This is a genomic window from Streptomyces sp. NPDC046805 (assembly GCF_040645355.1).
Lineage (GTDB): Bacteria > Actinomycetota > Actinomycetes > Streptomycetales > Streptomycetaceae > Streptomyces.
Genome location: NZ_JBEYYC010000035.1, coordinates 61,379 through 73,833, shown reverse-complemented (window position 1 = coordinate 73,833; position 12,455 = coordinate 61,379). Strand labels below are relative to the sequence as shown.

Genomic DNA, 12,455 nt, shown 5'->3' with positions numbered 1-12,455 from the left:
GTCCCCTCCTCACATCCGGAAGACGCCGAACTGGGGGTCACCCAGGGGCGCGTTGCCGCAGGCCGTCAGCGCCAGGCCGAGCACCTGGCGGGTCTCCAGCGGGTCGATCACGCCGTCGTCCCAGAGGCGGGCGGTGGCGTAGTAGGCGTTGCCCTGGCGCTCGTACTGGGCGCGGATCGGCGCCTTGAAGGCGTCCTCGTCGTCGGCGGGCCAGTCCTCGCCGCGCGCTTCCATCTGGTCGCGCTTGACGGTCGCGAGGACCGAGGAGGCCTGCTCGCCGCCCATCACGGAGATCTTGGCGTTGGGCCACATCCACAGGAAGCGGGGGGAGTAGGCCCGGCCGCACATCGAGTAGTTCCCTGCGCCGTACGACCCGCCGACCACGACCGTCAGCTTGGGGACCCGGGTGCATGCCACGGCCGTGACCATCTTGGCGCCGTGCTTGGCGATGCCGCCGGCCTCGTAGTCCTTGCCCACCATGAAGCCGGAGATGTTCTGCAGGAACACCAGCGGGATGCCGCGCTGGTCGCACAGCTCGATGAAGTGGGCGCCCTTCTGGGCGGACTCGGAGAACAGGATGCCGTTGTTGGCGACGATCCCGACCGGGTGCCCGTGGATGCGGGCGAAGCCGGTGACGAGGGTCTGCCCGAACTCGGCCTTGAACTCGGCGAAGCGGGAGCCGTCCACCACGCGCGCGATGATCTCGCGTACGTCGTAGGGGGTGCGGGAGTCGACCGGGACGGCGCCGTACAGGCCGTACGGGTCGGCCTTCGGCTCGACGGTGGGCACGACCTCCCAGGGCAGCGACCCGCGCGCGGGGAGCGTGGCGACGATGTTCCGCACGATCCGCAGGGCGTGGGCGTCGTCCTCCGCGAGGTGGTCGGTGACGCCGGAGACACGGGAGTGGACCTCGCCGCCGCCGAGCTCCTCGGCGGTCACGACCTCGCCCGTGGCGGCCTTCACCAGCGGGGGGCCGCCGAGGAAGATCGTCCCCTGGTTGCGGACGATCACGGCCTCGTCGCTCATGGCCGGGACGTAGGCGCCGCCGGCCGTGCAGGAGCCGAGGACGGCCGCGATCTGGGGGATGCCGGCGCCGGACATCCGGGCCTGGTTGTAGAAGATCCGCCCGAAGTGCTCGCGGTCGGGGAAGACCTCGTCCTGCATGGGCAGGAAGGCGCCGCCGGAGTCCACGAGGTAGACGCAGGGCAGCCGGTTCTCGAGGGCGACCTCCTGCGCGCGCAGGTGCTTCTTCACGGTCATCGGGTAGTACGTGCCGCCCTTGACCGTGGCGTCGTTGGCGACGATCACGCACTCGCGTCCGCTGACCCGGCCGATCCCGGCGATCACCCCGGCGGCCGGTGCCTGCCCGTCGTACATCCCGTCGGCCGCGAGGGGAGCCAGCTCCAGGAACGGCGACCCGGGGTCCAGCAGGGTGTCCACCCTCTCGCGCGGCAGCAGCTTGCCGCGGGCGGTGTGCCGGGCGCGCGCCTTCTCGCCGCCGCCGAGCGCCGCGGCGGTCAGCTTGCCGCGCAGTTCCTCGGCGAGCGCGAGATGGGCCTGTTCATTGGCTCGCCAGGCCTCCGACGCGGGATCTGCCGCGCTGTGAAGCTCCGGTGCCTCGTGCATCCTGCGGTCCCCTCACCCAGTGGTCCGACTGTTAATGAGCGTTAACCATTTTCCTCAGGTTAACGACCGCTAACCTCATTGTCTAGAATCGATTGCATGGCCACCAGAACCGACGCCCCCACCCGCCGTGAGCAGATCCTCAAGGAAGCCGCCCGCCTGTTCGCCGAGCGCGGCTTCCACGGGGTGGGGGTCGACGAGATAGGCGCGGCGGTCGGCATCAGCGGGCCCGGCCTCTACCGCCACTTCGCGGGCAAGGACGCGATGCTCGCCGAGCTGCTGGTCGGCATCAGCGGTCAGCTGCTGACCGGGGCGAAGCGGCGCCTCGCGGAGGCCGACGGTGCGGCCGCCCCGACGGTGGTCCTCGACTCCCTCATCGAGGGGCACATCGACTTCGCGCTTGACGACCGTCCGCTGATCACCCTGCACGACCGCGAGCTGGACCGCCTCAGGGACAGCGACCGCAAGCTCGTACGGCAGCTCCAGCGGCAGTACGTCGAGCTGTGGGTGGAGACGGTGCGCGCGGTGTACCCCGGCCTGCCCGAGCCCGCGGCGCGCTCCGCCGTGCACTCGGTCTTCGGCCTGCTGAACTCGACCCCTCACCTGGCCCGCCCCGGCTCGCTGCCGGGCCGCACGGCCACGGCGGCGCTGCTGCACCGGATGGCCCGGGGGGCGTTCGAGGCGGCCGGGCGGGAGGCGGGCTCCCGGGGGGAGTGACGAGCGTTACTCCGGAGGCTCTCTGGACGCCGCTTCGTACTCGCCGGTACGGTGATCTGAGCAAGCGCTTAGATACGCCGAGGTACGTGGAGGTAGCAAGGTGCGCCGTACGGTGTTCAACGAGGATCACGAGGCGTTCCGGGAGACGCTGCGCGCCTTCATCGAGGCCGAGGTCGTGCCGGTGTACGACGAGTGGTTCGCGGCCGGCCAGGCGCCGCGCGAGTTCTACCACAAGCTCGCCGAGCTGGGCGTCTTCGGCATCCGCGTCGACGAGGAGTACGGCGGCGCCGGCATCGACTCGTACAAGTTCGAGGCCGTGATGTACGAGGAGACCGCGCGCGCGGGCGTGCAGTTCGGCGGCTCCGGCGTGCACGTGCTGCTCGGCCTGCCGTACATCAAGCTGCTCGCCACCGACGAGCAGAAGAAGCGCTACCTGCCCAAGTTCGTCTCCGGCGAGGAGATGTGGGCCATCGCGATGACCGAGCCGGGCACCGGCTCCGACCTCGCGGGCATGAAGACCACCGCCAAGCTCTCCGAGGACGGCACGCACTACGTCCTCAACGGCGCCAAGACCTTCATCACCGGCGGCGTGCACGCCGACCGCATGATCGTCTGCGCCCGCACCGCCGCGCCCACCGCCGAGGACCGCCGCCACGGCATCTCCCTCTTCGTCGTGGACACCAAGGCCGAGGGCTACTCGGTCGGCCGCAAGCTCGACAAGCTGGGCCTGAAGACCTCCGACACGGCCGAGCTCGCGTTCGTCGACGTCAAGGTGCCCGTCGAGGACCTCCTCGGCGAGGAGAACAAGGGCTTCTACTACCTCGGCCACAACCTGGCCTCCGAGCGCTGGGGCATCGCCTTCGGCGCCTACGCGCAGGCCAAGGCTGCCGTCCGGTTCGCCAAGCAGTACGTCCAGGAGCGCACCGTCTTCGGCAAGACGGTCGCCCACTTCCAGAACACCAAGTTCGAGCTGGCCGCCTGCCAGGCCGAGGTGGACGCCGCCGAGGCCGTCGCCGACCGCGCCACGGAGGCCCTGGACAAGGGCGAGCTGACCCCCGCCGAGGCCGCCTCCGCGAAGCTGTTCTGCACCGAGGTCGCGCACCGCGTCATCGACCGCTGCCTCCAGCTGCACGGCGGCTACGGCTACATGAACGAGTACCCGATCGCCCGCCTGTACGCGGACAACCGCGTGAACCGCATCTACGGCGGAACCAGCGAGATCATGAAGACGATCATCGCCAAGGACATGGGTCTGTAAAGTCCCCGACATCCTTGCGCGATACAACTGACTCATGAGTAAGTCACTGCAATCCCTGTTGGAGCTGCTCGATCTGGAGCAGCTCGAGCAGGACATGTTCCGCGGCCAGTCCCGGTCCTCCGTCGTCCCGCGCGTCTTCGGCGGACAGGTGGCCGCGCAGGCGCTGGTCGCGGCCGGGCGCACGGTCCCCGCGGACCGGCACGCCCACTCCCTCCACGCGTACTTCCTGCGTCCCGGCGACCCGGGCGCGCCCATCATCTACACCGTCGACCGCATCCGCGACGGCCGCTCCTTCACCACCCGCCGGGTGGTCGCGGTCCAGCACGGGCACCCGATCTTCCATCTCTCGGCGTCCTTCCAGACGTACGAGGAGGGTCTGGACCACCAGGCTCCGATGCCGGCCGCGCCGGACCCGGAAAGCCTGCCCCACGGTGAGGAGCGGCTGCGCGGCTACGACCACCTCGCCCCCGGCGTCGTCGAGAAGTTCCTCGAGGCGCGCGAGGCGGTCGACCTGCGCTACGCCGACGAGCCGCCGTACGGGAGGTTCGGCGAGCCGCGCGAGCCGCACTCCCAGGTGTGGTTCCGCACCAACGGCAAGCTCGACGACGACCCGCTGCTGCACGTCGTCCTCGCGACCTACGTCTCCGACATGACGCTGCTCGACTCCGTGCTGCTCGCCCACGGCCGCGGCGGCTGGGCGATCGGCGACGTCGTCGGGGCCTCGCTGGACCACGCCATGTGGTTCCACCGGCCCTTCCGCGCCGACGAGTGGCTGCTGTACGACCAGGAGTCGCCGTCCGCGTACGGCGGCCGGGGTTTGGGCCAGGCCCGCATATACACGCAGGACGGGCGGCTCGCCATCTCCGTGATCCAGGAGGGCGTGGTCCGCGTCCCGCGGTGAGGGCGGGGCACGCTCACGGTCCCGTGGGGCGGCCCGTTCCGCGGGCCGCCGCTCGAAATGCCGAGTGACGCGTGGGGTATTAGGCTCTACGAGTGAAAGCCGCAACGCACGGTATGCGGTGCCGACGAGGCTCCGGAACCTCGGACCTCAGCCGCAGCACCTGACGGCACAAGCGCGAACAGGTGGTCTGCAGGCGTCGGTGTACTGCGACGTGCCCCTGCCAGACTGCGGTGACACCTGAAGACCGCGCCGCATCTTCCTCCTTTGGTGGCGGCGTTGGCCATCCACCTTGCGGACTCCTTCGCGAGCCGCGGGAGACGATGGAGATGGAGGGTAATTTCCCATGCGATCACAGCGCACGAGGCGCCTTCTCGTGATGTCCGCTGCCGGCATCCTGCTGGCGGGCGGCGCCGCGATCGGCGCGGCGGGCACTGCCACGGCGGCCCCGTCCCACTTCAGCTCTTACAGCAGCTACGGCGGTGGCGGTGGCGGCGGTGGCGGCGGCCACGGCGGCGGCGGTCACGGCGGCGGCGGCCATGGTGGCGGCGGCCATGGTGGCGGCTACGGCGGTCACGGTGGCGGCTACGGCGGCCATGGTGGCGGCTACGGCGGTCACGGTGGCGGCTACGGCGGCCATGGCGGCGGCTACGGCGGCTACGGTGGTGGCTACGGCGGCTACGGCGGCTACGGCGGTCATGGCGGTCACGGCGGTCACGGTGGCGGCTACGGCGGTCACGGTGGTGGCTACGGCGGCCATGGTGGTGGCTACGGCGGTCACGGTGGTGGCTACGGCGGCCATGGTGGTGGCTACGGCGGTCACGGTGGTGGCGGCTACGGCGGTGGCGGTCACGGCGGTGGCGGTCACGGCGGCGGTGGCGGCGGCCACGGCGGTGGCGGCGGCGGCCACGGTGGCGGCGGCGGTGGCGGCGGCCACTGATCCAACAGCGAGTAAACGATGTGCGGCTCTGTCAGCAGGGCCGCACACCGCCGTGTTTCACCGCCTTCGGCCGTGAACTCCCTTACGCCAGGCCCGCTTCTGCCAGCAGATACGCCGTCATCGCGTCGTAGTAGCGCGGGCTGAGCACATGGTCGTCGAGCGGCACCGCCACCTGCAGGGTGCCCTCCGACTCGGCGAGGAACAGGGCCGGGTCGTTGCTGTCGGCGTAGCCGACCGCGTCGATGCCGTGCTGCCCGGCGTACCCGGCCCAGCCGTGGTCGGCCACCACCAGGTCCGGCAGCGGACGCCCCGCGCGCTCGAGTCCGGCCAGAATGGCCCGCATCGGCTCACCGGAGTGCGTGTGCCACAGCGTCGCCCCGTGCTCCAGCACGGCCACGTCCGCGAACTGCATGACGTACCCCTCGTCCGTCTGGAGTCCGTCCGGGATCACGACGATCTCGCAGCCGGCGGCGCGCAGCGCGGCGGCCGTGGCCCGGTGCACGTCGAGCAGGCCGCCCGGGTGCCCCGTCGCGAACAGCACCCGCTGCCGCCCGTCGGCCGCCTTGCGCAGCCGCCGTGCCATCCGCTCCAGGGCGTCGACCGTCAACTCCGGGTCGATGGTGTCCTGTCCGTACCGGAAATCGGGATCGTCGCTCACGCCGACCCGCTCCGCCATCACCGCGAGCACGTCCTGCTCGTCGCCCCAGCGGTCCCCCAGCTCCAGGCCGAACCAGTACTTGCGGTCGCCGCCTGCCAGCCTGCGGTAATGGGCGAGGTTGTTCTCGCGGGGCGTGGCGACCTCGCCCGCGATACGGGTCCTCACAAGGTGGTCGACGAGCTCGGCGCGGCTGGGTGTCCCGGGTATCGGCATGCGTCCCATTGTGGTGCAGCGGGCCGGGCCGTTCCCGGCGTATCGCACGCTGGGACGCGAGTCACGCGGCGCACGCGGGCCGCGTACGGGCCTCGTTCACAGGTGCTTCAGCGCGAACCACAGCTCCATGCGCACGTCGGGATCGTCCAGGTCCGCCCCCAGCAGCGCCGCGCACCGCGCGATCCGCTGCCGCACGGTGTTGCGGTGCACGGTGAGGGCGACCGCGGTGCGGTCCCAACTGCCGTGCAGGGACAGCCAGGTGCGCAGGGTGTCGGCGAGCGCCGGGACCGCGGCGATCGGTGCGAGCAGCACGCGCGCGTGCGCCTCGGCCTCCGCCTGCGGGACCAGGTCGTCCAGGCCGGGCCGGTCGCCGTGCCGGACCAGCGCGGCCCGGGTGGCCCGGGCGCGGGCCAGCCCACGGGCCGCCTGGGTGTCGGCCGACGCCCACTCGTCCGGGGCGACGGCGGCGCTGACCCCGAGCGTCCAGCCCGGCTGCGGGCGCGGTTCGCGGTCGGCGGGCACGAGGACCCGTACGACGCCGTGGGTGAGGTCCACCAAGGCCGACCCCAGCGCAGCCCCCAGCGCGGAGGCGGCGACTGCGTCGGGGGCCTGCGCGTCCGGCCTGGCGTGCACGACGACCCAGGGGCCCGTCCCGAGCAGCGGCGCCACGTCCGGCGGCGCCGCGCCCAGCAGCAGCCGTACCAGCGCCGACGACCGCGCCGCTCCCGCCCCGCTCTGGTGTTCCCCGGTGAGCAGCGCGAGCAGGACGGCGGCGACGGACGCGATGGTGTGGTCGCCGGACGCCCGCCGCGGCGCCGCGACCCCGAGCACGAAGCCGTGCCCGGCGCCGAGCGCGTAGGCGGCGAGATGGGTGCCGTCCAGCGTGTCGGCGGCGGAGGAGGGGGCGCCCCGGCGGCCTCGCCGCGCGTCGGCGAGGGGGCGTACGACCTCGGTCAGCGCCTCCAGCGCACCCCGCACCGCGTCGTCCGGGCCCCGGCCCGCGCCCGCGATCTCGGTGCCGTCCGGGCCGTACAGCACCGCCCATCCGCCGAGCCGCTGGGCCAGCTGGCGCAGGACGGACGGGACCGGGTCGGGGCGGGAGGCGGCGGCCGCGAGGCTCTGCTGGGCCTCCGTGACGCGGCGCAGCTCCGCCAGGCGGGCCTGGGCCATCAACTGCCAGACGGCGCGGGCCACGCCCGAGAAGGTGGTCTGCGGCGGCACCTCCAGGAGCGGCAGGCCATGGGCGTCGCAGGCCGCCACCAGGGCGCGCGGCACCGTGTCGTGCACCGGCGCGAGCCCGAAGCCGAGGGCCGCGCCGCCCGCCGCCACGATCCGGGAGACATAGTCGTCAAAATAGGTGCCGGAACCCGCCGCCTCCGGGACGTGCACGCCCGCCGTGAGCAGCAGCTCGCCGCCCAGCAGATACGGGTACGGGTCGGCCATCTCCGAGGTGTGCGCCCAGTGGACGACCGTGTCCGCGTCGGCCGGGCCCGCGATCTGCCGCAGGGCCAGGTCCTCCCGGGCCAGCAGGGCCGCGAGCGAGACAGGCGGGGTCGGCGGGACGGCCGGGGCGGGAGTGTCCGGCATATGTGCGATCCCTTCAACCTGCTCGGTTCGAATGGATGAAACGTACACTTCGCAGTCGCTTTCCGGCCACCTAGGGTCAACTCCGTCCGGCAGCCGCGGGTACGGGCGGATGTCCCCGCGTGTCACTGCCGTCGTCCGCACCCCCATGCATCTGCACGACACGCCACCGACCGTGCGCGAAGGAGGGCCCCTCATGGCCGTCGACTACACAGTGATCGTCGTCTATCTCGCCGGCATGCTCGCCATGGGCTGGTGGGGCATGCGCCGCGCCAAGTCGAAGAGCGACTTCCTGGTGGCCGGCCGCCGCCTCGGGCCGGTCATGTACTCCGGCACCATGGCGGCGATCGTCCTCGGCGGCGCGTCCACCATCGGCGGCGTCGGCCTGGGCTACAAGTACGGCCTCTCGGGCGCCTGGATGGTGTTCGCCATCGGCCTCGGCCTGCTGGCGCTGTCGGTGTTCTTCTCCGCCCGCATCGCCCGTCTGAAGGTCTACACCGTCTCCGAGATGCTCGACCTGCGCTACGGCGGCAAGGCCGGCGTCATCTCCGGCGTGGTCATGTGGGCGTACACCCTGATGCTCGCGACCACCTCGACCATCGCGTACGCCACGATCTTCGACGTGCTGTTCGACATGAACCGCACCGTCGCGATCATCCTCGGCGGCTCGATCGTCGTCGCCTACTCGACGCTCGGCGGCATGTGGTCGATCACGCTGACCGACATGGTGCAGTTCGTGGTCAAGACGATCGGCGTGCTGCTCCTGCTCCTGCCGATCGCGGTCGTCAAGGCGGGCGGCTTCGCCGAGATGAAGGCCAAGCTGCCGACCACGTACTTCGACCCGCTGGGCATCGGCGGCGAGACGATCTTCACCTACGTGCTGATCTACACCTTCGGCATGCTGATCGGTCAGGACATCTGGCAGCGCGTGTTCACCGCGCGCGGCGACAAGACCGCCAAGTGGGGCGGCACGGTCGCCGGCACCTACTGCCTGGCGTACGCCGTCGCCGGCGCCGTCATCGGCACCGCCGCCAAGGTCCTCTACCCCAAGCTGGGCAGCGCGGACGACGCCTTCGCGACCATCGTCAAGGACGAACTCCCCATCGGTGTGCGCGGACTGGTGCTGGCCGCCGCCCTCGCCGCCGTGATGTCGACGTCCTCCGGCGCGCTGATCGCCTGCGCCACCGTCGCCAACAACGACATCTGGTCGCGGCTGCGGGGCGTCGTGCGCCGCGCCGAGGACGCGCACGACGAGGTCAAGGGCAACCGCGCCTTCATCCTCATCATGGGCGTCGCCGTGATCGGCACGGCCATCGCGCTCAACGACGTCGTCGAGGCCCTGACCGTCGCCTACAACCTGCTCGTCGGCGGACTCCTCGTCCCGATCCTCGGCGGCCTGCTGTGGAAGCGCGGCACCGTGCAGGGCGCGCTCGCCTCGGTGAGCGTCGGCGGCCTCGCGGTCATCGGCCTGATGGCGACGTACGGCATCCTCGCCAACGAGCCCGTCTACTACGGCCTGCTGGCCTCCCTCGTCGCCTACGTCGCCGTCTCCCTGGCGACGAAGCCGACCGACGCCGCCGTCCTGAACGCCTGGCGCGAGCGCCTCGCCGGACGGTCCCCCGAACTCGCCACCGACGAACCGGTCCCGGCTCACCGGTAGAGTCGTAGGACAAGCAGTGCATGCGCCATGAAGCGCAAGAAAGAAGGCATTTCAGCATGAGCGGCAACGAGACGCCCCGCGGCCCCGTCGACTCCTCCCGCGTCCCGCGGTACGCCGGCCCCGCGACCTTCGCCCGGCTGCCCCGCCTCGACGAGGTCGGCACTGCCGATGTCGCCGTGGTGGGCGTGCCGTTCGACTCGGGCGTCTCGTACCGGCCGGGCGCCCGCTTCGGCGGCAACGCCATCCGCGAGGCGTCCCGGCTGCTGCGCCCCTACAACCCGGCGCAGGACGCCTCCCCGTTCGCCCTCGCCCAGGTCGCGGACGGCGGCGACATCGCCGTGAACCCGTTCAACATCAACGAGGCCGTCGAGACCATCGAGGCCGCCGCCGACGACCTCCTCGGCACCGGCGCCCGCCTGATGACCCTCGGCGGCGACCACACCATCGCGCTCCCGCTGCTGCGCTCGGTCGCGAAGAAGCACGGCCCCGTCGCCCTGCTCCACTTCGACGCCCACCTCGACACCTGGGACACCTACTTCGGCGCCGAGTACACCCACGGCACCCCGTTCCGCCGCGCCGTCGAGGAGGGCATCCTCGACACCTCGGCCCTCTCCCACGTCGGCACGCGCGGCCCGCTGTACGGCAAGCAGGACCTCACCGACGACGAGAAGATGGGCTTCGGCATCGTCACCTCGGCGGACGTCTACCGCCGGGGCGCCGACGAGGTGGCCGACCAGCTGCGCCAGCGCATCGGCGACCGCCCGCTGTACATCTCCGTCGACATCGACTGCCTCGACCCGGCGCACGCGCCCGGCACCGGCACCCCCGAGGCCGGCGGCATGACCTCCCGCGAACTCCTGGAGATCCTGCGCGGGCTGGCCTCCTGCAACCTGGTCTCGGCGGACGTCGTCGAGGTCGCCCCCGCGTACGACCACGCGGAGATCACGTCGGTGGCGGCCTCGCACACCGCGTACGAACTGACCACCATCATGAGCCGCCAGATCGCGGCGGCCCGCACCGCGTAACCCGCTGTACGCGCGACTCCCCTAGGAGACAGAGTCCCCGTGACGCACGACCACGACCTGGTCCTCCGCCCGACCCCGGCGCAGACGGAGGCCGCCCTCAATCCTCCCCCCGGCCGAAACGGCGGAGACCTGGTCGTGGAGACCCTGGCCGGGCTCGGCGCGAAGACCGTCTTCGGGCTGCCCGGCCAGCACGCCCTCGGCATGTTCGACGCGCTGCGACGCTCGGACCTGCGCTACGTGGGCCTGCGCGTGGAGAACAACGCGGGGTTCGCGGCGGACGCGTACGGCCGGGTCACCGGTCAGGCCGCCCCGCTGCTGCTGTCGACGGGACCGGGCGCCCTGACGTCCCTCGCCGCGCTGCAGGAGGCGGCGTCGGCGAGTGCGCCGGTCCTGGCGATCAGCAGCCAGATCCCGACGGCGGGCCTGGGCGGCGGCCGCCACGGCTATCTGCACGAACTCCCGGACCAGTCGGCGTCGTTCCGGGGCGTGGTGAAGTCCGTCCACACCGTGCGTACGCCGTCGCAGATCCCGTCGGCGATCGCGGCCGCCTGGAAGTCCGCCCTGACCGCTCCGCACGGCCCGGTCTGGGTGGAGATCCCGCAGGACGTCCTGCTCGCGGAGACGACGTTGCCGGTGGTGACGGCGGTGGACGCGACCCCGGAGGAGCTGGCTCCCCGCCCCGAACTGACCGCCGTCGCCGCCGACCTGCTGACGCGCGCGGAACGGCCCGCGATCATCGCGGGCGGGGGAGTGGTACGGGCGGACGCCTCGGGCAAGCTGCTCCGGCTGGCCGAGATGCTGGACGCCCCCGTCGTCACCACCTTCGGCGGCAAGGGCGCGTTCCCGTGGGAGCACCCGCTCTCGCTCCGGTCCTGGCTGGAGGACCGGCACACCACCGACTTCCTGGAGGACGCCGACGTCCTCCTGGTCGTGGGCTCGGGCCTGGGTGAACTGTCCTCGAACTACCACACGTTCAAGCCCCGGGGCCGTGTGGTCCAGATCGAGGCGGACCTCGGCAAGCTGGAGTCCAACCACCCCGCCCTGGGCATCCACGCGGACGCCCGCCTCGCGCTCCAGGCCCTGCTGGAGACGGTGGAGGAGCGGACCGACGCATCGGCCCCCGAACGCGTGCGCACGCTCCTCGCGAAGGTCGCCGACCGGATCGCGTCCCAGGAACTCACCCTGGAACAGGACGTGTTGGCCTCGGTCCGCCGCGCGCTGCCCGCCGACTCCCCGTCCTTCTGGGACATGACCATCCTCGCGTACTGGGCCTGGTCGGCCTTCGACCCGCGGGGTGCGAACACCATGCACTCGGCCCAGGGTGCCGGCGGCCTCGGCTACGGCTTCCCGGCGGCGCTCGGCGCGGCCGCCGCCGACCCGGCCCGCCCGGTGCTGGCGGTGTCGGGCGACGGCGGCGCGCTGTACTCGATCGCCGAGCTGGCGACGGCACGTCAGTACGACCTGAACGTCACCTGGCTGATCGTCGACGACGGCGGCTACGGCATCCTGCGCGAGTACATGACCGACGCCTTCGGCCAGGCGACGGCGACCGAGCTGACCCGCCCGGACTATGTGGCCCTCGCCGAGTCCTTCGGGGTCCCCGGGGTCCGTACGAGCCCCGAGACCCTGGAGGCCGACCTGGCGAAGGCGCTGAGGTCACCGGGCCCGTCGGTGGTCGTACTCCCCGCGGTGCTGCGGATGTTCGCGCCGACGCACCTGGGGTGACGGGGGTGGCGCGGGGTGCACCGCGCCGCCCGTCGTGCTGAAGCGACAGTGCCGCCAATTCCGCGCCGGGGCCGGGGCTGTTGACCGCATGCCCCATATGGGGGACGTCCCGCTGTTCGACCTGCGGTGATGCCATGGTGACGAGACAGTGGCG

General features: G+C 72.1%; 10 protein-coding genes. 6 read left to right on the top strand and 4 right to left on the bottom strand.

Features of this window, described 5'->3' with window-relative positions; all coding sequences use genetic code 11:
- Nucleotides 1–9: 9 nt before the first annotated feature.
- Entirely contained in the window at nucleotides 10–1,626 is a 1,617-nt protein-coding gene (locus ABZ910_RS30540) for a carboxyl transferase domain-containing protein (RefSeq protein WP_361371262.1), read from the bottom strand.
- 96 nt (nucleotides 1,627–1,722) lie between these two features.
- Between ABZ910_RS30540 and ABZ910_RS30535 the strand changes: the two genes are divergently transcribed.
- The 3 genes from ABZ910_RS30535 (at nucleotide 1,723) to ABZ910_RS30525 (ending at nucleotide 4,499) form a co-directional block, all read left to right on the top strand.
- Nucleotides 1,723–2,340, top strand: coding sequence for a TetR/AcrR family transcriptional regulator (locus tag ABZ910_RS30535; RefSeq protein ID WP_361371259.1), 618 nt, complete (start codon nucleotides 1,723–1,725; stop codon nucleotides 2,338–2,340).
- 100 nt (nucleotides 2,341–2,440) lie between these two features.
- Nucleotides 2,441–3,598: an acyl-CoA dehydrogenase family protein gene (locus tag ABZ910_RS30530; RefSeq protein WP_361371256.1), complete on the top strand. Its 1,158-nt coding sequence runs from the start codon at nucleotides 2,441–2,443 to the stop codon at nucleotides 3,596–3,598.
- Between the two features lie 34 nt (nucleotides 3,599–3,632).
- Nucleotides 3,633–4,499 (top strand): acyl-CoA thioesterase II, encoded by an 867-nt coding sequence (locus ABZ910_RS30525; protein WP_361371253.1) that lies wholly within the window; start codon nucleotides 3,633–3,635, stop codon nucleotides 4,497–4,499.
- Between the two features lie 349 nt (nucleotides 4,500–4,848).
- Here the strand turns inward: ABZ910_RS30525 and ABZ910_RS30520 are convergent, their stop codons facing one another.
- The 3 genes from ABZ910_RS30520 to ABZ910_RS30510 form a co-directional block, all read right to left on the bottom strand.
- Nucleotides 4,849–5,433 (bottom strand): hypothetical protein, encoded by a 585-nt coding sequence (locus tag ABZ910_RS30520; protein ID WP_361371250.1) that lies wholly within the window; start codon nucleotides 5,431–5,433, stop codon nucleotides 4,849–4,851.
- Between the two features lie 85 nt (nucleotides 5,434–5,518).
- On the bottom strand, nucleotides 5,519–6,307 hold the full coding sequence (locus ABZ910_RS30515; RefSeq protein ID WP_361371247.1) for a phosphatase: 789 nt from the start codon (nucleotides 6,305–6,307) through the stop codon (nucleotides 5,519–5,521).
- Between the two features lie 96 nt (nucleotides 6,308–6,403).
- A complete protein-coding gene (locus ABZ910_RS30510) occupies nucleotides 6,404–7,894 on the bottom strand; it encodes a PucR family transcriptional regulator (RefSeq protein WP_361371244.1) in 1,491 nt (496 codons plus the stop codon).
- Nucleotides 7,895–8,087: 193 nt separating this feature from the next.
- On the opposite strand from ABZ910_RS30510, the gene ABZ910_RS30505 reads away from it, so the two are divergent.
- From ABZ910_RS30505 to ABZ910_RS30495, 3 genes are read left to right on the top strand one after another with little or no spacing between them, the layout of a single operon-like run.
- On the top strand, nucleotides 8,088–9,551 hold the full coding sequence (locus tag ABZ910_RS30505; protein ID WP_361371241.1) for a sodium:solute symporter: 1,464 nt from the start codon (nucleotides 8,088–8,090) through the stop codon (nucleotides 9,549–9,551).
- A 56-nt stretch (nucleotides 9,552–9,607) separates the two neighbouring features.
- Nucleotides 9,608–10,576 (top strand): agmatinase, encoded by a 969-nt coding sequence (gene speB, locus ABZ910_RS30500; protein WP_361371238.1) that lies wholly within the window; start codon nucleotides 9,608–9,610, stop codon nucleotides 10,574–10,576.
- A gap of 39 nt (nucleotides 10,577–10,615) precedes the next feature.
- Complete coding sequence (locus ABZ910_RS30495; protein ID WP_361371235.1) at nucleotides 10,616–12,301, top strand: thiamine pyrophosphate-binding protein; 1,686 nt, start codon at nucleotides 10,616–10,618, stop codon at nucleotides 12,299–12,301.
- Nucleotides 12,302–12,455: the final 154 nt, after the last annotated feature.

Coding starts and splice junctions, on each gene's coding strand:
- ABZ910_RS30540 (WP_361371262.1), bottom strand. CDS start 1,626: ATGCACGAGGCACCGGAGCTTCACAGCGCGGCAGATCCCGCGTCGGAG.
- ABZ910_RS30535 (WP_361371259.1), top strand. CDS start 1,723: ATGGCCACCAGAACCGACGCCCCCACCCGCCGTGAGCAGATCCTCAAG.
- ABZ910_RS30525 (WP_361371253.1), top strand. CDS start 3,633: ATGAGTAAGTCACTGCAATCCCTGTTGGAGCTGCTCGATCTGGAGCAG.
- ABZ910_RS30515 (WP_361371247.1), bottom strand. CDS start 6,307: ATGCCGATACCCGGGACACCCAGCCGCGCCGAGCTCGTCGACCACCTT.
- ABZ910_RS30510 (WP_361371244.1), bottom strand. CDS start 7,894: ATGCCGGACACTCCCGCCCCGGCCGTCCCGCCGACCCCGCCTGTCTCG.
- ABZ910_RS30505 (WP_361371241.1), top strand. CDS start 8,088: ATGGCCGTCGACTACACAGTGATCGTCGTCTATCTCGCCGGCATGCTC.
- speB (WP_361371238.1), top strand. CDS start 9,608: ATGAGCGGCAACGAGACGCCCCGCGGCCCCGTCGACTCCTCCCGCGTC.